Source organism: Leptospira bouyouniensis, from assembly GCF_004769525.1.
GTDB classification, from domain to species: domain Bacteria; phylum Spirochaetota; class Leptospiria; order Leptospirales; family Leptospiraceae; genus Leptospira_A; species Leptospira_A bouyouniensis.
This window is the reverse complement of sequence record NZ_RQFT01000012.1, coordinates 436,872-457,490: the sequence shown is the minus strand read 5'-3', so window position 1 is coordinate 457,490 and position 20,619 is coordinate 436,872. Positions and strand designations below refer to the sequence as shown.

The 20,619-nt window shown below is 37.2% G+C and carries 11 protein-coding genes; 4 read left to right on the top strand and 7 right to left on the bottom strand.

From position 1 onward, the window contains the following. Positions 1-28 precede the first annotated feature (28 nt). Together mutY and EHQ43_RS16270 are read right to left on the bottom strand one after the other, a co-directional pair. Entirely contained in the window at positions 29-1,090 is a 1,062-nt protein-coding gene (mutY, locus tag EHQ43_RS16275) for an A/G-specific adenine glycosylase (protein WP_135771738.1), read from the bottom strand. Next, complete coding sequence (locus EHQ43_RS16270; RefSeq protein ID WP_100718098.1) at positions 1,087-1,371, bottom strand: hypothetical protein; 285 nt, start codon at positions 1,369-1,371, stop codon at positions 1,087-1,089. The genes mutY and EHQ43_RS16270 overlap by 4 nt, the downstream gene beginning before the upstream one ends. Positions 1,372-1,511: 140 nt before the next feature. Between EHQ43_RS16270 and ispG the strand changes: the two genes are divergently transcribed. From ispG to EHQ43_RS16250, 4 genes are all read left to right on the top strand, one after another. Beyond that, positions 1,512-3,539 (top strand): (E)-4-hydroxy-3-methylbut-2-enyl-diphosphate synthase, encoded by a 2,028-nt coding sequence (gene ispG, locus EHQ43_RS16265; protein ID WP_135771737.1) that lies wholly within the window; start codon positions 1,512-1,514, stop codon positions 3,537-3,539. 43 nt (positions 3,540-3,582) lie between these two features. After that, positions 3,583-5,271: a DUF2339 domain-containing protein gene (locus EHQ43_RS16260; RefSeq protein WP_135771736.1), complete on the top strand. Its 1,689-nt coding sequence runs from the start codon at positions 3,583-3,585 to the stop codon at positions 5,269-5,271. Beyond that, the gene (locus EHQ43_RS16255) at positions 5,268-6,503 is read left to right on the top strand and encodes a hypothetical protein (RefSeq protein ID WP_135771735.1); all 1,236 of its coding nucleotides are present in this window, start codon (positions 5,268-5,270) and stop codon (positions 6,501-6,503) included. The genes EHQ43_RS16260 and EHQ43_RS16255 overlap by 4 nt, the downstream gene beginning before the upstream one ends. A gap of 71 nt (positions 6,504-6,574) precedes the next feature. Next, complete coding sequence (locus EHQ43_RS16250) at positions 6,575-7,015, top strand: DUF1499 domain-containing protein (protein WP_135742452.1); 441 nt, start codon at positions 6,575-6,577, stop codon at positions 7,013-7,015. 102 nt (positions 7,016-7,117) lie between these two features. On the opposite strand, the gene carB is transcribed toward EHQ43_RS16250, so the two are convergent. From carB to EHQ43_RS16225, 5 genes are all read right to left on the bottom strand, one after another. After that, on the bottom strand, positions 7,118-10,429 hold the full coding sequence (gene carB, locus EHQ43_RS16245; RefSeq protein ID WP_135741609.1) for a carbamoyl-phosphate synthase large subunit: 3,312 nt from the start codon (positions 10,427-10,429) through the stop codon (positions 7,118-7,120). A 21-nt stretch (positions 10,430-10,450) separates the two neighbouring features. After that, positions 10,451-12,709 (bottom strand): sulfatase-like hydrolase/transferase, encoded by a 2,259-nt coding sequence (locus EHQ43_RS16240; RefSeq protein ID WP_167481810.1) that lies wholly within the window; start codon positions 12,707-12,709, stop codon positions 10,451-10,453. A 41-nt stretch (positions 12,710-12,750) separates the two neighbouring features. Then, positions 12,751-18,354, bottom strand: a complete 5,604-nt coding sequence (locus EHQ43_RS16235; protein ID WP_135771733.1) for an alpha-2-macroglobulin family protein — start codon at positions 18,352-18,354, stop codon at positions 12,751-12,753. A gap of 177 nt (positions 18,355-18,531) precedes the next feature. Beyond that, positions 18,532-19,794: a porin gene (locus EHQ43_RS16230; RefSeq protein WP_135754850.1), complete on the bottom strand. Its 1,263-nt coding sequence runs from the start codon at positions 19,792-19,794 to the stop codon at positions 18,532-18,534. A gap of 131 nt (positions 19,795-19,925) precedes the next feature. Then, positions 19,926-20,615 (bottom strand): response regulator transcription factor, encoded by a 690-nt coding sequence (locus EHQ43_RS16225; protein ID WP_135771732.1) that lies wholly within the window; start codon positions 20,613-20,615, stop codon positions 19,926-19,928. Positions 20,616-20,619: the final 4 nt, after the last annotated feature.

Sequence of the window (20,619 nt, the reverse complement as noted above, 5' to 3'; positions counted from 1 at the left end):
GCCCAAAAATCGTAGGTGAAATTTTAAATTAGTAAAGCAAAAACTTTTTTACTTTCTTTGCAAGTGAGGAAGGGAACTCTGATTCTAATTCTGCTCGTTTCACCCATTTAGAATCCATTTGAAAAGATTCCAAAACGGATTCGATTTTTTTTGTGTCCTTTAGAATTACGTGATGTACATAATATTCTAATCTATGGTGGGTGATGGTATGTTTGAATTTACCGATGGATTGATTTTCCTTCCATTCGGAACGAATGAATGTTTGGAATTCGGATGGTTTGTATTCTTCGTTCGGAAGTTCACCGATAAAACCATATGGCAAATGAAACATTCCTTTTAAAAATCTATTTTTGGTTTCTTTGATGAGAAGATAGTTTTGGTCCTTTTCAATCACCCATATCTCACCGATTAAATCGACTTGTTTTTGATTTTTCTCACGGATCGGAATTTCTTTTGTTTTGCTATGGATCCTTGCAAAACACCCTTCCATCAATGGACATACCAAACATTTTGGTGTTTCCGGTAAACAAATGATTGCTCCAAGTTCCATCACGGCTTGGTTGTGGTCACCAGGAAATTCTATATTTAAAAACTCATCTGCTTTGTTTTGTAATTCTTTATCTGCTTGTGGACCTAGAATATTCTTCGTATAACCGAAATAACGTGAGAGAACTCGTTTTACATTTCCATCTAAAACGGCAAACGGTAAATCATACGCTATAGATAAGATGGCACGTGCTGTGTAGTTTCCAATCCCTGGAAGTTTTAATACCATTTCCAGATCTTTAGGGAATGCTCCATTGTATTGGTTTACAAGTTGGATGGCCGCTTTTCGGATATTACGTGCTCGACTATAATACCCAAGTCCCTTCCAATACGAAAGTACTTCTTCTTCAGATGCTTTCGCAAGCGATTCTGGATTTGGAAATCTTTCCAAAAAAACTTCAAACAAAGGTAACATGGCAGTAACCCTAGTTTGTTGTAACATCACCTCTGATATCCAAATGGGATAGGCTTGTTTTTTTTTACGAAATGGTAGGTCCCGTTTGTGTAAAAGATACCAATCGTGAAGTTTTTTTTGTGGGTTCAAATGTCCGAATCTTGGATGCTATATCGGAGATAAGTATTACAACTTCCCTCTTCCGTATACCTGACCAAATCGTAGTCCAAACGAGTGGATCGGAAGAATTTGGAATGAGCCAAACGTTCGCGAATTTCTTGGCGGATATGGTCACGCGCTTCTTGCCTTTTATCATAATACGCAGGGGATAAAATTTCACTTTTATAGGACAAATTTCCTTCGCGGTATATTGCCACAGTCACCTGTACTCGGTATTTGCGTTGTAATCCTTGTTTTACTTCCGTATTCATTGGTTAAAAAAGTCCAGGTTTTCTTCCTAAATAGATTTTCGGTTTTAGAAAGAGTGAAATTGAAAGTTACAGATTTTTTTCATACTGCTTGCCCAAAATTTCGAATTTAATTTCCTAGATAATGAGAACATAAGATTCAAATGAGCACCAAATATAACGAATCACCATTTTTCTACAAAAGACGACTTACTCGGGAAGTGAAGGTGGGAGATGTCGGAATTGGAGGAAAAAATCCAATCCGCGTGCAATCCATGATTACATCTAACACAAGAGATACGGAAGCGAGTATCCAACAAATTCTAGAGTTAGAAAAAGTTGGATCCGAAATTGTTCGCCTAACAGTACCAAGTCAGGCAGATGCAGATAATTTACCAAATATCCGAAAACGAATGAAGGAACTTGGCCTCAAAGTTCCTCTAGTTGCTGACATTCACTTCACTCCTCAAGTTGCTTTAAAATGTGTGGAATGGGTAGAAAAGGTGCGAATCAACCCAGGTAACTTTGCCGACAAAAAAAAATTTGAAATCATCGAATATACAGACAAAGACTATAACGAAGAACTCGAAAGAATCGAAGAAGTATTTACTCCTCTAGTGCTTCGGGCAAAAGAACTTGGTGTAGCCATGCGAATTGGAACCAATCATGGAAGTTTATCCGATCGGATCATGAACCGATTTGGGGACACACCACTTGGGATGGTTGAGTCTGCATTAGAATTCATTCGGATCGCAGAAAAAAATTCTTACCGTGATATCGTCGTTTCTATGAAAGCATCCAACCCACAAGTAATGATTCAGGCCTATCGCATGTTAGTTGCTAGATTTTACGATTTAGGAATGGATTACCCATTACATTTAGGTGTGACAGAAGCAGGTGATGGCAAAGATGGTAGGATCAAATCTGCGATTGGAATTGGTAGTTTACTGGAAGATGGTCTCGGAGATACAATACGAGTCTCCCTCACCGAAGATGCTATCCATGAGATCCCTGTCGCAAAAGAACTGGTTCGCAAATATAATGAGTTATTTTTAGCATCACTCACGAGACAAGACCTTCCTGATAAAAAAGAAAAAGAAACGATTTATTCAGAATTTAGGGACCCATACCAATATGCTAAGTTCTATTCCAAAGAAATCAACATTGGAGGAGTTTCGATTGGCGATACAAATCCTGTCCGTATCGAATCATGTTTTCCTTTTTTTGGCGAAGGAACTGCGGAAGAAGTTCTCCACCTCCTCCAAAGAGGATCCAAATCAGGTCGAGTTCCAGAACTTTTGCATTTTGAAATTAATTCTGAATTGGATTTGTTATCGTTAGGGACCATGGTCAGACGAGGATCTTTTCCATTACCCGTATCGGTCTCACTCTCAGAAGAACTATTATATGATTATGACACACTTGCTGAAGAACTTTATAAATTTCAAAAATGGGTAATCTCTCCTACACTTTTCTTAAAAGAATCAGAAGAATCATGGGATGATCTTTTACAGTTTGTCACAAGGTTTGCAAAAGACAAACGATCGGTTGAATGGACGTTTTCATCTTCAAACATTGAACAGGTGGCAGTTGTATTAAAGGAATGTAAAAAAAGAAGAATAGAAAACATCTTATTTTCTCTCAGTGATGGAAACCTTCTCACAGTCCGAAAACTTGCATTTTTATTAAAGGAATCGGATTACCCTATTGTTTTACAAGTCTCCGGCAAAAACAAAGACCAATTGATGTATGACGCTTCTATCCAAGCTGGAGGGAGTTTATTGGATGGAATTGGTGATGTGATTCGACTTTCTTATGGAGATGGAGAAGCCGATGAATGTTTGCATTTGAGTTTTGATATTTTACAAGCAACTCGACTTCGTCTGACAAAAACTGAATACATCTCTTGTCCTTCCTGTGGGCGGACGATGTTTGATTTACAATCCACTACAGCAAAAATCAAAGAAAAAACTGGGCACTTAAAAGGAGTAAAAATTGCCGTGATGGGTTGTATTGTCAATGGACCAGGTGAGATGGCAGATGCTGATTTTGGTTATGTAGGTGCAGGTGTAGGTAAGGTTCATCTCTACAAAGGAAAGGAAATTGTCAAAAAAGGGGTTTCGGAAGCGGAAGCACCAGACCAACTCATTGATCTCATTCGTGAAAATGGAATGTGGAACGATCCAGAATAAAAAATAGTTTCCATTCGTTTCTTCCATCTGTAATCTCATCCAGGTGGAAGAAAAAGAAAAAAGAGAAATTTTATCCAAAATCCAATCAATGGAGAAAGAACTTTTTTTCTTAAAAGAAAAAGTCCTCTCTCTGGGAGAAACAGAAGTTTCCTCCAAAACTCAGTCCATAGATTTACCAAAACAAACATCTGTTAAAGAAGAAAAGGAATATGTATCTTTAGAAGAGGGACCAAATTGGTTTATCCAATGGATTGGCCAAAACCTTTTTGTTAAACTTGGTGTATTTTCACTGGTCCTTGCTTCCATATGGTTTTTTTATTTGGCCATCGAAGAATATTGGATCAATGAATCGGTTCGCATTTGGATTGGGATTCTTTCCTCACTACCAATCTTATGGTATGGTTACAAAACTCGAGAAACTCGACCTTATCTTTCGCCGAGTTTACTCGGACTCGGTGTTGCCGTTCTCTTCTCTGCATATTATTCAGGGTATGTTTGGTATGATTTGTATGGAACAGAAACATGTTTTGTTGGATTAATACTTTTAAGTCTAACGGCGGTCGGTGTTTCGTATTCTGAAAAAAGCGAAGTTTTGTTTGGATTCGCAAGTCTTGGAGTATTTTTGTCTCCGATTTTGGTATCCACTGGCCAAAACTCGTATCCATTTTTATTCACCTACCTGCTAATTTGGAATTTGCTTTTCTTTTGGATCCGAAAAGAAATGCCGTGGAAAGTTGTCCCACTTTTGATCTTATTTGCCAACCACCTAATTTTTGTAACATGGGCAGAAAGTAAACTTTCAGAAGCAAAAATATTTTTCCCTTTGGTATTTCAGTTAGGTGTGTATCTCCTATTTTTATTTAGAGAATTTCAAATCCTAAAGGATACAAAAGAATCAAATCCGATTCTCACATTAGTGAGCATTGGTTTTACGTTAGGACTTGGTTTTCTACAATCGTTTTGGATCTTTGGAATCTTCTACCCAACTCTCAAACCATTTTTACTCACATTGGTTCTCATTGTTTTCTATGGAATATACCAAAGATCCTTAAAAGAAACCACTCTCACAGTGGAATCAAAAAAACTCTACGATATAATCGGGTTATTTGGGTTACCACTCATCATCAGTGTGATTGTGATGGGTATGACAGGAAAAGCATTAGCATTTAGCTTGATTAGCTTTGCATTTATAGTAACTATTGCTGCGACTTATTCCAAACAGATGTACATGTATTTGGCAACCTTCCCTGTTTGGTTTTTTGCTTTGGTCTTCATATTTTCCTTCACTTACCGTTCGTTTAATGAAATCCCATTTCTTAACGGAAGGTTTTTTATATTTTTTACAGGAAGTTTGTATTTAGTATTTTCTTACTTTTATAGTAAGAATTTCTCTCCATTTTCCAAATTATTTTTATACGCTGCTTATCCTTACTTTCTATTGGGAAACTTCGTAGAAATTTATTTGGGATTTGCACCTGAAAAAAGACTATTTTTATACTCCATCAATTTGATTTTTTACGGACTGATCACTCTCGTCATAGGATTCCAGAAACACATACAATCATTAAAAGTAGCTGGTTTTGTGTCTCTTGCACTAGTCGTTGCAAAATTCTATTTATATGACTTTTGGAATTTATCACTTGGATATCGTATCCTGGCAGGATTATTTTTAGGAATCACACTCATTGTCACAGGAACATTCTACAATCGAATTAAAAAGGAAACCACATGAACAAGTTCTACCAATTCACAATTTTACTTTTCCTACTTTCTCAATCATCACTCATTGCACGGCCATTGCCTGTTGAAAATTTTAAGTACAAAAAAGAGATTTCAATCTCACAAAAAAATTCTGAAAACAAAATCATCAAAGTATTACTCGATGAAGAGTTTTACAAACATTCGTTTTATGGGGACCTTCGTTTGACAAAAAATGGAGAAATTGTCCCATACAAAATTCGAAATGCAGAAGAGATCAGCAAATACACAGAAAAACTAAAACCTGAATTACTATTCACCAAAAAAGATGAGTTGGAAATATATGTATTAGAACTTCCGAAACTCCCAGAAGGTATGAGTTATTCAAAATTAACTGTTTCGAGTGCCTATGATTATGAAACATCCATCACCTTAAAACTTGGAGACAACCCAGATAAATTTTCTGAAACGAAAAATGTATTTTTGTATAAGTATGGGACACAAAGTTCTGGAGAAATTGATTTAGGAAATACAAAATTTCGTTATGTTCGCTTAGAAGTAGAAACTGGCTCAAATCTCAAATTCCCTTCCGTTACAAGAACCAAAGAAAATAAAAATCTGTATTTTGAAAGGACTCACCAAGTAACAAGCCCTACTCTCGAGGAAAGTTCTGTCCTTTTTTCTTTTCCAAATGAAAATCAATCTAGCTTTCAAACTTTGAAGTTATCCTTTGAAGAAAAAAACTGGGAACGATACATCACCGTCCGAGGGAAAGTGAACAAAAAAGAATGGGACACTGTCTTCCAAGGAACAATCAACCATACAGAAAAAGATGGGCTTTTTACAGAAATTCCTATGTCTAGTACATTGAGTTCTGAATTTACAGTCCAAATCGAAGATGGAGAAAATGAAACCCTTCATCTAAAAGATGTTGTCACCATACAACCGCTAGAAGAGATATTATTTTTTGCAGACAATCTTTCGAATGATACGAATTATACTTTGTATTATGGAAATCCATACCAATGGGCTGCAAACTTTGACCCTTATACCTATCCATCTGAAGATGATCTAAGAGAGATTACTCCAACATATGCAAAGTTAGAGAAAGAAGTGGAAAATCCAAACTTTGGATACAACTTAATCTATCCACCAATTTCAGGTTATATCACTACGGCTCTATTTTATTTAGGTATTTTCACTTTACTATTCTTTATTTTTTCAATTCTGAAATCAAAAAGACTCGTAGTTAAAGAAACAGTCTAAATGGAAAAATAAAAACAGGATTAAATTCAATTAAGAAGGACCCAATGAGAAAACAAGATTCAAACAAATTCATGAGTATATTCACTTGTATGGCATTCACCATATTATTTATGGCAAACTGTACCGGCACTAGACCAGACAATTTAGGGATTCGATCTGGGAAGTTATTAGAATGTCCGAAAACTCCGAATTGTATCAGTAGTTATTCTGATCCAGCTGACAAAGAACATTTCCGTTCTCCTGCACCTTACACAAAATCTACGAGTGATGCACTTCTTCTTTTGAAAAAAAGGATTCTTGACTCACCTAGAACAAAGATTGTAAAAGAAGAGAACAATTATTTATACATTGAATTTACATCATTACTCATGCGATATGTTGATGATGTTGAATTCTATTTTGATGAAAAAACAAAACTCTTACACTTTCGATCCGCATCGAGACTTGGCAAATCAGATTTTGGTGTGAACCGAAAACGAATCGAAACACTCCTTAAGGACATTGAAATTTAATAGTTGGGAATCTTCCCCCTTTATCAAATTTTTTAACCAAGTATCAATCTAGCGAATCCTGATTTGAAAAGGATTCGCTTCTTGTGATCTAATTGATTCTAGTTATTTTTTCTTATGAATTTCCTGAAGGGAGTTCACAGAATATCCTTTATCCTTCATTTCCACAAGTCCATGGATTAGAGCCTTTGCTGCTTGAGAAGTGGTGAGACAAGGAACTTTGTATTTAATAGCCGCTTGTCTGATCGTAAACGCGTTCTCGCGTGTTACCCTTGAAAGCGGAGTATTGATGATGAGATGTATTTTTTTCTCTTTGATGTAATCAATTACGTTTGGAAAATACCCATCATAGATCTTATTGATTTTACTCGATAAAATTCCATTGTCTGATAAAAACTTATGGGTTCCTTCTGTTGCTATGATATTATAACCAAGGTTCGAAAGAGATCTCACTGATTCCAATAATTCTTTTTTTGTTTTATCATTGATTGTAACAAAAACAGTTCCGTGTTTTGGCGGCTCTTCACCAGCCATAATTTGAGCTTTGACAAATGCTTCACCTTTTGTTGCTGCAACACCCATCACTTCGCCTGTTGATCTCATTTCTGGACCAAGAATAGTATCTACACCAGGGAACTTACTAAAAGGAAGCACTGCTTCTTTGACAGTGATCATTGGTGCAGAATAACGTTTCCCCAATTTAAAAGATGAAAGTGGTTCACCGAGCATCAATCGTACAGCAATTTTCACGATTGGGATTCCAATTGATTTTGCAACAAACGGAACTGTCCTTGAAGCTCTTGGGTTTACTTCTAATACATATAATGTTTCATCTTTAATGGCATACTGGACATTGATAAGTCCTTTTACATCTAATTCCAAAGCTAGACGATAAGTTGCCTCTTCAATCTCTAGGATCATTTTTTGTGAAATACTTTGAGGTGGTAATACACATGCTGAGTCACCAGAATGGATTCCTGCTTCTTCAATATGTTCCATAACTCCTGCAATAAAAACATCCTTTCCATCACAAAGTGCGTCCACATCAACTTCCGTTGCATCTTGTAAAAAGGAATCCACAAGTAGAGGTCTGTCTTCTGAAACTTCTTCTGCTTCTTCCATGTACTTGTCTAATTCTGTTTCTTCATTGACAATTAGCATTGCTCGACCACCTAACACATATGATGGTCTTACTAGGACTGGGTAACCTATTTTTCTGGCAATTTCTCTCGCTTTGTCTTTGGAAGATGCAATTCCATTTTCAGGAGATTTAAGATTTAATTTTTCTAACACTTCAGCAAATCGTTTTCTGTCTTCTGCACGGTCGATTGAATCGGGACTTGTTCCCAAAATAGGAACTCCTCTTTTTTCCAAAGATTTTGCGAGTTTCAATGGAGTTTGACCACCTAATTGAACAATGACTCCATCCGGTCTTTCTTTTTTGAAAATTGCCATCACATCTTCTAAACTGAGTGGCTCAAAGTACAATCTGTCCGAAGTATCATAATCGGTAGAAACCGTTTCTGGATTTGAATTGACCATGATGGATTCAACACCTGCTTCTTGTAAGGAAAAAGATGCATGGCAACAGCAATAATCGAATTCAATCCCTTGTCCAATTCGGTTTGGTCCCCCACCAAGAATCATAACTTTTTTCTTTGAGGTGACATCTGATTCATCTTCATCATCATAGGTTGAATACATGTAAGGAGTAAAGGCTTCAAACTCACCTGCACAAGTATCAATTCGTTTGTAAACTGGTTGGATGTTTTTTTCTTCTAAGTAAGATTCAATTTTTTCTTCTTCTTCCCTAAGAGTTTTGTCCACTTTCGCTTTTGTGATGTCAATGGCAGCACCACTTCTTACCTGCGCTAAAATTTGTTCTTCTTTAGAAAGGAAGGCTAGTTGGCGATTCGAAAAACCAGCTTGTTTCATTTCCTCGATGATTGTATTCCCTTCTTTACGGTATTTGTTTTCCAGTTGGAAAAGTTCCTCAAATTGATATAAAAACCAAGGATCAATTTTACAAATTTCATGGATTTCTTCCACGCTCATTCCAAAATCAAACGCCATCTTTACATAAAAAATTCGTTTGTCGGTTGGGCGTTTTACTTTAGCAGTTAACCATTCTTTTCTTTGTTCGATTGGAACGGCTTCCCATTCCATAAGCTCTTTTAAATAACCGTCACTTCCAAATCCAAATCTGTCTGTCTCTAACGATCGTAAGGCTTTTTGAAAACTTTCTTTGAAGTTTCGTCCGATGGCCATTGCTTCCCCAACAGCTTTCATTTGAACGCCTAATGTATTGTCAGATCCCGGGAATTTTTCAAATGCAAACCTCGGAATTTTTGTAACTACGTAATCAATTGATGGTTCAAAACTAGCAGGAGTTACGCGAGTTATATCATTTCGGATTTCATCTAAAGTATAACCTATCGAAAGCAGTGCTGCGATTTTTGCGATTGGGAATCCTGTCGCTTTTGAAGCTAGTGCTGAGGAACGAGAAACCCTTGGATTCATTTCAATCACAATCACATCACCGTTCTCCGGGTTCACTGCAAATTGGATATTGGATCCACCTGTTTCCACACCAATCTCACGAATGATATCAATCGACATATCTCGTAATCTTTGGTATTCTTTATCACTTAATGTTTGTTGTGGGGCGACAGTAATTGAATCTCCTGTATGGACTCCCATTGGGTCCAAGTTTTCGATTGAACAAATGATAACCACATTATCATTCAAATCTCGCATTACTTCTAATTCGAATTCTTTCCATCCCATGACAGATTCTTCGACTAATACTTGAGAAATTGGCGATGCAGATAAACCTTTTTGAGCGATCTCTTCAAATTCAGATTCGTCGTAACAAGTTCCACCTCCCGTCCCACCTAAAGTGAAGGCAGGACGAATGATAATTGGAAATCCAATTTCATCTTTTGCTTTCCTTGCAGCTTCCATATCAGAAACCATAAAAGACTTCGCCACCCGAATTCCAAGTTTTTCCATTGCGAGTTTGAATAACTCACGATCTTCTGCTTTCCGAATGGCTTCTACTTTGGCACCGATCAACTCCACATTATATTTTTCTAATATTCCTTCTCGGTGTAAGGCTAGTGCTAGGTTAAGTGCGGTTTGTCCTCCGACAGTTGGTAAGATGGCATCAGGCTTTTCTTTTTTAATGATTTTCTCAAGGACAGGAACCGTAAGAGGTTCAATATAAGTGGCATCGGCTAGATCGGGATCGGTCATGATGGTTGCTGGATTCGAATTTACCAATATGACTCGAATTCCTTTTTCCCGAAGCGCCTTTGTTGCTTGGGTTCCAGAATAGTCAAACTCACATGCCTGCCCGATTACGATAGGTCCGGATCCGATGATCAAAATTGATTTTAAGTCGTTACGTTGCGGCATAGTTTCCTCTTATTTTTCTTCTTAGTTTTCATTTATATCAGATAAAGAACTTGGGATCAAATATTCACCAGCTAATGAGGCACTTTCCCACCTCATTACGGTTTGGTACAAGGTTTCCTTCATTTTGGAAGCCATTGGATGATTGGGATATAAATTATTCTTGTTGAGTGGATCTTTTTTACGATCGTATAACTCAAACTTCACTCCTTCCCGAGTCGGTATGTAAATGAGTTTGAAATCAGAATTTTGGATGCTTCTGTGTTTAGAGAACGCAATGGTTTCTCTATAAATTGGATCGGTGATCATAATTTGGTAGTCCTCTTCTGGGACTACTTGATGTAATGTTAATATATTTGGATATGGGATTCTTTGTTTTTGGAAAAAATGATTCCCAACATCGGAAAACCAAATACCAGTCTCCGCATATACGAAGCGATTTTCTTTCCAATCCTTTTCTCCAAGAACAGCTAACAGTGATTTACCGGGGTATTCTTTTTGTAATGGAATTTCAAAATAGTCAAGGAGAGTTGGAACCAAATCTATACTTGATGTGATCCCATAAAAATCTTTTTCCTTTGTTTGGTTTTGGTAAAATTTTGGAAACTTGATCATTAGGGGAACATGAGTGACAGATTCTCCACGTAAATGTTCCCCATGGCCTTGTCCGTGGACATCCTCATAAAGTGCCTCCCCATGGTCAGCAGTAAGAATGATGATTGCATCATCATAAATTCCTTTCTCTTTTAAAAAACCAACCATTTCACCAAATTCTTGATCAAAGGCAAATACAGCGCTATCAAATAAGCTACGAATTTGTAAGATTTCCTCTGAGTTGGGAAGATTTGCATCCGTAGGATCGACAAATTTGAGATACTTGTATTTACCATAATAGTTGGGATTTGTGAATTGTTTGTAATAAGGGTATGCTGGTGTATAAGGAAAGTGGATCACACTGGAAAAATATGTTATTGAATATGGAGATTGTTTCCGTTCGTTGACTAGACTACGAAACCGACCTAGTAACCTTTCGCCATCCCCCCAAGTGGACAGACCATCAAGTTCTTCTAAATACATCCCTCCAGAAAACCAGGAACCTACAAGGAATGGTAATAAAAGGATTTGAGTTTCCGCCGTCCGTTGCACTGTCATGATCCTTGCATTGAAGTTAGGTGCATATACCTCATCAAATCCAAAATTCGCACGTGGGAATATATCCGCTGCGAAACTACCAATAGCAAAGTGATCATAATTTAATTTTTTTAAAATTTGTTGAAGGGTAGGAAATGATGCAGAACCAATCCTTTGTTTTTCATCTGGTGAAGGAAACATATCCCTAACTTTGTGTTCCATCGCATATTTACCAGTCAGAGTATCTGCCCAACTTGGAAATGTTCGCGGAATCGTTGTATGGTGGTCATGGAATACAAAACTATCTTCTTTAAATAAATCTATGTTTGGTGTGATCGATTTTCCATTTATCTGAGTTCCAATTTTATCATATCTGAGAGAATCTGCAGATAAAATGAAAATTGGGGGTTTTCCTTCTGTTCCCGAATAACGAAAAGAAGATATCAATATCCAAAGGTTTGGTAAAAGATACAAAAACAAAATGAAAAGAATTAATATTCCATATGTTTTGATATGGATATTTTGGTATTTCTTACCTTGCCATAAGATAAGGGCTAAATACAAAATCCCAATCACATACAATCCATGGATATGGAAAAAAACTAATAGCAAAACATGAAGGATAACAAAAAAACTTTCTTTGTTTTTATGAAAGTATACTTGTCTTAATAAAGTTCCCAACAAAACAAAAAGCAGAACTAACAAACAAACGCTAGGTACAATCGGCGAGATAAAATCAGTTAAAAAATATAAAAAAGGTGCAAAACTTGGATACCGAAAGAAAAAGAATTCTCCATAAATTTGTGGGAATTTAACCATCGACTGACAAAGTGCCAAACATTCAATTCCAAACACAATCAAAGCTAAGAGATACCACTTGGTTTCCGGTTTTTTAAAAAAATAAAAAACAAGGTAAACCAAGGAAAATAAACTTGAGTTGAGAAACAAAGAGACGGAAAAAACCTTTAAGGTCGTGGATAAATAAACACCAAAAAAGGCACCTAAGTATTGTTTTAGGAAGTCGCCGACATCAACTCCCATAATAGTAAAACTAGTATTAAAGACTAGGAAAAATAGATAAAAAAAAACCGAATAGAATAGGGATATTTTAAAAACTCGGATTGGGAAAAGAGGGGCTTGGATCGGACCCATTAGAGTCATCATTCCAAACCCTCTTTATCCGTAAACTTTTCCTATTCCTTATTTTCCGAAATCCTCACGATTTCGTTAGGCCATTCGGCATGGGTTTCCGGCGAATACATCGCCTCTATTCGAGTCGATGGCATCACAAACGTACCAACATGGTTCAGACGGTAACTATGTTCAATGGTATGTTTACCTTTTGGCAAATACTCAAAATAGGCACGGTAAAGTGAGAGGGTTTTCTCTTCAAAACTGAGGTAATAGGAAGTATCCCCCGGTTTGTCTTGCCCAATTTGACTTTCACGCCCGAATCCACGCCCAAGTGGGAGGGAACCTGGTGGGATTGGGTCTTCCACAACCACCCAAGTTTTATCAGAATCGGCATCGATTTCAATTTTCACTTTGATGGTATCCCCTTTGGACAATACCCCAGATTTTGCCACTTGGATTGGTTCCCAACTTCGTTTCAAACGATACCCACTCGCGATTGGTTCCTTGAGAGGGAGAATACTTTGCACCGACCATTCGATCCAAGGTTTTCCTTTTCCTTCATAGGAGACAGTTACGAATTGTGGACTAGTATCAAGTGTTTGTGTGACAGTTTGTTTTCCATTCGGTTCTAACAACAAATTCTCTTTCTCCGTTTGGACCTTAACTTTCCCTCCTGTCACCTTTTCCCCTTCCAAAAGTTTACTCACACGATCAAACACAAGAACTGAATAAGCATTTCCTAATGTACTGTCATACCTACCTTGTTTTTGCATTTTGACAAAGGCTTTGATGATACGAGGTAGATCTTTTTTATAAGATGGTTCCGAAATCACCCAAAGTAAAAACTTTGACATCGTATAATCACGACTTCCTAAAATCCACCAAGGATTAGTAAATCCCGAATCGGCAATGATTAACTCTGATCCTTGAAGGTTTAATCTTGATCGCAAAACACTATAAAGTCGATTTTTTACTTTCGGATCGGCTCCATTCACCCTACCATAAATATCTGACAAATCAATGAGTGACGCCGTTGGTAAAAATTCGATCCCTTCAAAAATCGGACGAACCTGCTCCCAATCATATGTTTGGTAACGAGTGAGTGCCTCCCAAACGATAATCTTTCGAACCACAAGGTCTGCACCAAATCGATACCTTTCGCCATACACCCTTCCATCCAAAAATCCTTGTAAACCAGCTAACATCCGAGATAGAGTTTCTTCGGGAATGGTTTTGTTAGTTAATTTAGCAGATGTTAATACATATGAAGTTAGAATTTCACTTCCATGTTCCATCCTTGCAAAGTATTTAACCAATCCATCATAATCCAAAAATGAATTTAAATCTCCAATCACTTCATTCCATAAAGTATCTGATCGTAAACCGATTGCTTTGGAAACTCGTTGTTCCATACACGAATATGGATAGGTTTGGAAATATTTCTGGATCCCTCCGATGCTAGTGAGAATAGTTGGAGAAGCCTTCCAAACCATCTTACCTGAATTTTCTTTGGATCCAGGTGGTGTCTGAACGGATTCTTTGAACGGAGATTCATATAAAAAGAGACCAGCTTGGTAGACTCGTTCTGTAAAGGCAGGAATAACAGTTTGTTCTACTGATAGTGAATCCATAACAGTTCCATTCGGTGAAGACACTTCGAGAGAAAACTTTCGTTTGGTGCTATCTTCAGGAACCGTCAAATCCCAAGTAATTTGTTTTGTTTCCCCTGGAGAAAGAAATGCCGACTTTGTTTCTAATTCAGATTTTACTTCTGCTCCATTTTTTATGTCTACAACACTCATACGGACACGGAGTTGTTCTTTCATATCCCCAGCATTGCGAAGGTTTACTTCATGTTGCAATGTATCACCTAATCGTACAACAGGTGGTATTCCAGAAAAAGTCTGGATTTTTTGTGAGGTTTGGATTTTGGCCATCCCTGTCCCAAACTCTCTCGCTCCTGAAGTGGCTATGGCAACGATTCGAAAGGTGGTAAGTGAATCATTCAAAGGAAAACTAAATTTGAATTTCCCTTCTTTTCCAACAATGGCTTTTCCTTTCCAATATAATAAAGTTTCAAACAAGGAACGTGTAGATTGTTTCCCACCGCCCCCTCCTTCGGGTTTTGCTTTCAAACCAAAATGCCGTTTCCCAATAATTTGGGATTGGGCAGTGGAAGTTACCACTTGGTGAGGCCTTGACCCCATCATAACATCAAGTAAATTCCAGGTATGATTCGGAGAAAGTTCAAGGAGTGCTTCGTCCACAACGGCGAGAGTCACTTCCGTCCCTTCTGTTGGTATTTTCCCATCTGATGTTTTGATTTCTAGTTCTACGTCTGCAGTCTCTCGCACTTGGTATTGTTTTTTGTTGGGAGTGACTGATACGGACAAACTGTACGGTTTGTATCCTACTTTTAACATCGAAAGACCCAAACGGTAACTTGGTTTGGCTAAATCCACAAGGCCTGTTGGTTTTGGATCTCCCATTCGACCTCGAACAAGAAATACTGAAATATAAACATTAGGTGCATATTCTTTTTTTATTGGAACACTTATGAATGGATCTTTTCCACTGACCGGAGTGACAAAGTAATCTATCACACCTTCTCTTTCCATACTAACAAGTGCAGTCGCTTCTCGAAAGGGAGACTTGATTTGAACCTTTATCGTCTCACCTGGTTCCACAGAACGTTTTTCAGGTAAGATATCCATTCGGTTGTGGTCACTTACATCAAACCAAACTTCTTCCTTGGCACTGACCCAAACATTATAACTCGAATTTGTTAGATTTCCATTTTTATCTTTTGTTTCTGCAAGAAAAACAATATCTCCTGTTGAAGGAGATTTGCCTTCACATATCAAGATACCTTTGTTATCTGTTTTCCCTTCACAAAACTCACCTAGTTTGTTTACTTCCTCATAATGTTCGTAAGCATAAAATCCTCCAACAAGGCGTTTTCTGTTCGAATAAAATTCTTTTTTATAAGCATTCACTTTTATTTTTTGTGAAGGTACGGGTTTGTCTTTGGCATCCAGAACGATCAATTGTAATTTTACTTTGTCTTCAGTGAAATACCATCCGTCTGGCAAAACGCCTAAATGAAGTTCTGCGGGAGATACGGGAAAACTACGTGAAATTGTATGGATCTCACCAGTTGGATCAGAGTATTCCATTTCCACTTGGAAATTTCCATACCCAGGTATTGATTTTAGGTCTTGGAATTTATGTTCAAAAAATCCCTTGGCATCGGTTTTAGCAATAGTAGAAATAACTTTTGGTTTTATTTCTTCAACTTCCTCTTCCTCATACCCACTTACTTTCCACTTCCCTTCTTTTATGTTGTCTGGTGAAAAACTAAATGTAGAGTATTCTTCCTTTGCCGTATAATAACTTGGGACAACTTGTGAACGAACCTTAACAGGAACAAGCGAAGCTCCTCCTCCAGAAAGATATTCCAATCCAAAAAGGACCTTGGCTTCTTTTGGTGAAACAAGGTTTTGTGAATCACCACTCAATTGAATATTCCCTTTGAGAACAGGCAGACGAAACTCTTCAACACGAAATTGTGTGACAGTGCGGCCATAACTCTCATCTTCATTGTTATATGGATACGTTACAAGATACACACCATGTTTAGCATTTTTCGGTATTTTAAATTCTGATTCGGCATGACCAGGAAAAGACCAAACAAGTGGAGTAGAAAAACTCTCACCAGATCCTTCGTGTTTGATCACAACTGTCGATGGATAATCTTTTGAATCAGCAGGTTGTAAACCTTTGTTTCCAAAACTACGACGAATATGTTTTAGGTGAACAGTTTCCCCCTTTTTAAAAAGAGTGCGGTCAAGTACAATTGACTCTAAATAATTAGAATACCCGGTGTTTGCTTGTGGGAGTTGGTAACGCCAACTTTCGATCCCTTTTTCCCAAGTGCTCGATGTAAAACTAATATCATCATTTTTTTGTGCAAATATGGTTAATCCAGAACCTAACTCATGATAACCACAATATGGTACTTCTTGGAAATTGATGTTACCAAAAAGCATAGTTCCATCTTTTCCAGTGATACCTGCTCCCCTCACATTCCCTTGGCAATCTAAGATTTTGATTTGTACTCCTGCTTCAGGAAGTCCTGTATTTAAACTTGTGACCCATACAAGGCTTGTGTCTTTCCCCCATTTGAAATGAGGGGAAAGGTTAGTCACAAGGGCCGCACTCGAAACATACATTTTTTTTCCTTCCCCTTCGGCAAAGAGATGGTTTGCAAGTACTTCACTTGCAATTTCCACCACATAAAACCCAGGAGTCTCCAAAGGAATGCCAACTACTTCCATTGGTTTTTTCCCATTGGGTTTTGGCATTTGGAAAGAATTTATTTTTGCATTCGAGATTGGTGTTTGGAAAACAGATTGGTTCCGTTCTACTTTTGATAATGTTTGGAACCATTTTTGGATTTCCAAAATATCCAATGTTTTTTGACTTTTTCCATCCAAACCAAGGGAAGTGGATTTAACAGGCAAGTTTGCCTCTAAGTTCCGTAAGGTGACTGGAAGTGCTGGATTTGCTTTCGATTCTAAGATTCCAAACTTTGCGCTAAATTTGGCAAGAGGGGGAAATTCATCTGTTTTAAACTTCAAAGGAAAAGCGGCAACATTTGCCAAACTTCTATTGGCATCATCGACAAGGTCTGGTATTTTGATTGTGAATTCTGCATTTTCAGGAAACGGCCCAGGAAAACTCACCCAATCCGAAAATTCATTCCCCTTTCCAGTTACTTTGTTTTTTGGGTATTCCTTACCGTCCTTTCCAACCAGAGTTATTTTATCAAGTAACTCTTGTGATACGAGAGAGTTAAAAGACAAACTGACAGGAAGTATTGGAATACAGTTGGCATCGGCTGTTGTCCGTTCACAACTAAACCTTGCAGAAAAAACTGGCCTGACTGTAAAAGATAAAACTTCATCTTCTGGAATCTCTCCACCCCACACAGATTTAAAACCTTTACCAAGAACTAATTGGATTTGCCGATCGGGTAAAAACGTTTGTTTTGCTTTGATTACTATGGTTTCTTCTTTGTCTTTTTTACCAATTGTTTGTAAAAAGGTTTTCCTTTCAGATCCTGTTACTAAAATCACAGGGATTCTGTTTCCTAATTCTTCTGAACGAAAATATACAAATTTTTGAAAGCTGGAAAGGTCTGGTTTCCCATCCAAATGTAATAAAAAAACTTGGTCTTCTGAAATCGAACTACCGTTATATGGTGAAGAATACTTTACAGAGGGTCCACCTGTATGGAAGGAAAAATTCTTTTCCCCTTGAATCTTTTCTCCGCTAAAAGATTTGATCCCATCTTTTAAAACAAAGGAACAATGAACCCCACCAGGGATTTGATTTTCAAATTCATATACCCAAGTTGTTGAATCGATAAAGCGGCTTGTCCCTGGGAATGGACATTTTACTTGGAAAATATCTGTTTCTGGGCGAATGTCTCCGAGTGCCACCATCGGTTTTGTGAACCGAGCAGTCACTTGTTTGGGTTCTTTGACAAAACCATTCGGAGTGAAAAATTCAATACTCGGTGGAGCACTTTGGGTAAAATCAGACTGTACCAAAACAAGGGAAAGGAAAAGAAGGACAAGGACTTGGAAACGAAAGTGCATGGAAGGAAATTAGAAAGAGGAATGGGATTGAAAAGAAAAAAAAGAAAATCAGGGATATTGGCCCCTCCCTGCGGGTCTCATAAGGAGAAACATCTATGAACAATTTTTAGACCAAAAGTCCTTCCAAAAAGTTTCTATTTTACTTGAAAACAATTAGGACCATTCCTGTAAATTAGCTTAAAACTTCATGGAAAACGCTACAACAAAGAAGTCTTCTTTTTTTGAGGTTTGGGCATCCCGGTAGGCAAACAATGAGTCGGCAGACCTACGGTAAACGTATTCAAAACGAAGTAAAGCAGGTTCAAAACTAAGAATATCAAATGTGGTAGTGTATCCATTACTCATAAAACCATTCGGAGTTCCAGTTGAAACCATCACTTGTTTTGGATCGTAAAATCGTTCCACACGAAAACTCAATCGGTATTCTGGAGCCAAAAGAAAACTCGCCCAGATAGTTCCATGATACCAATGTCTAAAAGCTTTCGATGCTGTTTCTCGATACACACCTAAACTCGGATCATATTCAGCTAACCAAGGTTCGTAAACAAAACTTTGTTTTTCTTTTTGAGCACCAACATCAAATTGTCCAACTAACTTGACTCTATCTGTTACAATCCATTCCAAAATGGTATTGTTATAGTATCGCATTTGTTTCCTTTCTGAATTCGGTGCCTCATTTCCGGCAAATTGATTGAGGGTTAGAATAAGATGTTCACTAAAATTATACTTTAATTGACTACCAAAAGATTTATCCTTATTGTTATCAGTTATATTTTGCCAACCATTCAAAATTTGTAATTGGGCACTCAATTTGTCGGTGAATTGATGTGATAACCTAACTCCCGAAGAATAATAAGGAACGTAATCTAGCGCATATGCCCTAGTGTAATTCACATTATTGTGTGAAATCCAAGATTCGTACCCTATGTTACCAAAAAAGATTCCCCCATCAATCCAAGTATCACGACCAATCTTAAAACCTGCGTAAGCCTCTTGGATATTTTTCACAGAGTTTTGATTTGAATATCTTTCAGTTGTCAGTTCTGCCGCATAATTTGTGTTTACTGATGTCCCCCACTGGAATGCAATTCTACCTCTATATTTATTTTCCTCAACTCTGGCATCCAAATATGCAAGATTGATATTAAACTCTCCGTTTCGAACTGCTTGTGTTGTATAATTTCGTTCTGTATCTTTTGGAAGATTGTGATTGTAAAGATAATACGAATCGATCATACCCCCAAATTGAAATGAATTTGGTAAAGGTATCGATTTTTGGTTTTCCGCTTGTTTGTTTTCTTCCTGTCCTAAAACTTTCTCTTCCGAATAAATGGAAGAAGTAGTAAATAATCCGACTAACCAAAGAAGTAAGAAAAAACCATATTGTCTAATTTTCTCTATAACTCGTTGCAACGAATAAATAAAATTTTGATTCAACATAATAGAATCAAATTATCATAAAAAACACTAATTCACAATCGCTCAAACATTATGATCTTTAGATTCACCTTAAGAAAGGATTAAGATTTCATTTTATTTAAATTCGAAACTATGGAAAATCTTTTCAAATTTTATTTATACTCAATTGACCAAAGGTATCCAACACCTGGAATCGTTTTGATCAACTTAGGTTGATTTGGTTTATCTTCAATTTTCTTTCGCAATTGAGTGATATGAACACGAAGCGAATTCATTTCATTTTGTGCTGCATCACCCCATATTTTTTTAATCAATATATCATGCGAAATTATCTTACCTGCATTTTTAATTAGATACGTTAACAACTGAAATTCAGTTGGCGTTAATCGCACTTTTTTATCGTTTTTTTGGACTTCATAATTTAGAAAATCGATAACTAAATTTCCCATCTCCCAATTGGAAGGAGTTTCTTCCGCAGGCAATCTCCTAAACGCTGTCCTTATTCTTGCGAGAAGTTCTCCCATGCTAAAGGGTTTCGTGATATAATCATCTGCACCTGCATCAAGTAAGGCAATTTTATCTTCTTCGGAATCCATAACTGATAAAACAATAAATGGTAGTTCGGAAAACGTCCTAACTTCATGGATCACATCCAATCCACTTCCATCAGGAAGTTGTAAATCCAACAATACTAATTTAGGCGATCTGAGTGCAATGGATTCGATAGCATCCTTTTTAGAGATTGCTTCAATGATTTGGTATCCTTTTGCTTCAAGTGCAATTCGTAACATTTTGCGTATGGCACTATCATCATCAACTAAAAGGATTAAATCATGATTCATACAT

Excerpts from the sequence above, each read along its gene's own strand:
- carB (WP_135741609.1), bottom strand. The coding sequence starts at position 10,429 with ATGCCGCAACGTAACGACTTAAAATCAATTTTGATCATCGGATCCGGA.
- EHQ43_RS16230 (WP_135754850.1), bottom strand. The coding sequence starts at position 19,794 with ATGTTGAATCAAAATTTTATTTATTCGTTGCAACGAGTTATAGAGAAA.
- ispG (WP_135771737.1), top strand. The coding sequence starts at position 1,512 with ATGAGCACCAAATATAACGAATCACCATTTTTCTACAAAAGACGACTT.
- EHQ43_RS16250 (WP_135742452.1), top strand. The coding sequence starts at position 6,575 with ATGAGTATATTCACTTGTATGGCATTCACCATATTATTTATGGCAAAC.
- EHQ43_RS16255 (WP_135771735.1), top strand. The coding sequence starts at position 5,268 with ATGAACAAGTTCTACCAATTCACAATTTTACTTTTCCTACTTTCTCAA.
- EHQ43_RS16270 (WP_100718098.1), bottom strand. The coding sequence starts at position 1,371 with ATGAATACGGAAGTAAAACAAGGATTACAACGCAAATACCGAGTACAG.
- EHQ43_RS16225 (WP_135771732.1), bottom strand. The coding sequence starts at position 20,615 with ATGAATCATGATTTAATCCTTTTAGTTGATGATGATAGTGCCATACGC.
- EHQ43_RS16235 (WP_135771733.1), bottom strand. The coding sequence starts at position 18,354 with ATGCACTTTCGTTTCCAAGTCCTTGTCCTTCTTTTCCTTTCCCTTGTT.
- EHQ43_RS16240 (WP_167481810.1), bottom strand. The coding sequence starts at position 12,709 with ATGGGTCCGATCCAAGCCCCTCTTTTCCCAATCCGAGTTTTTAAAATA.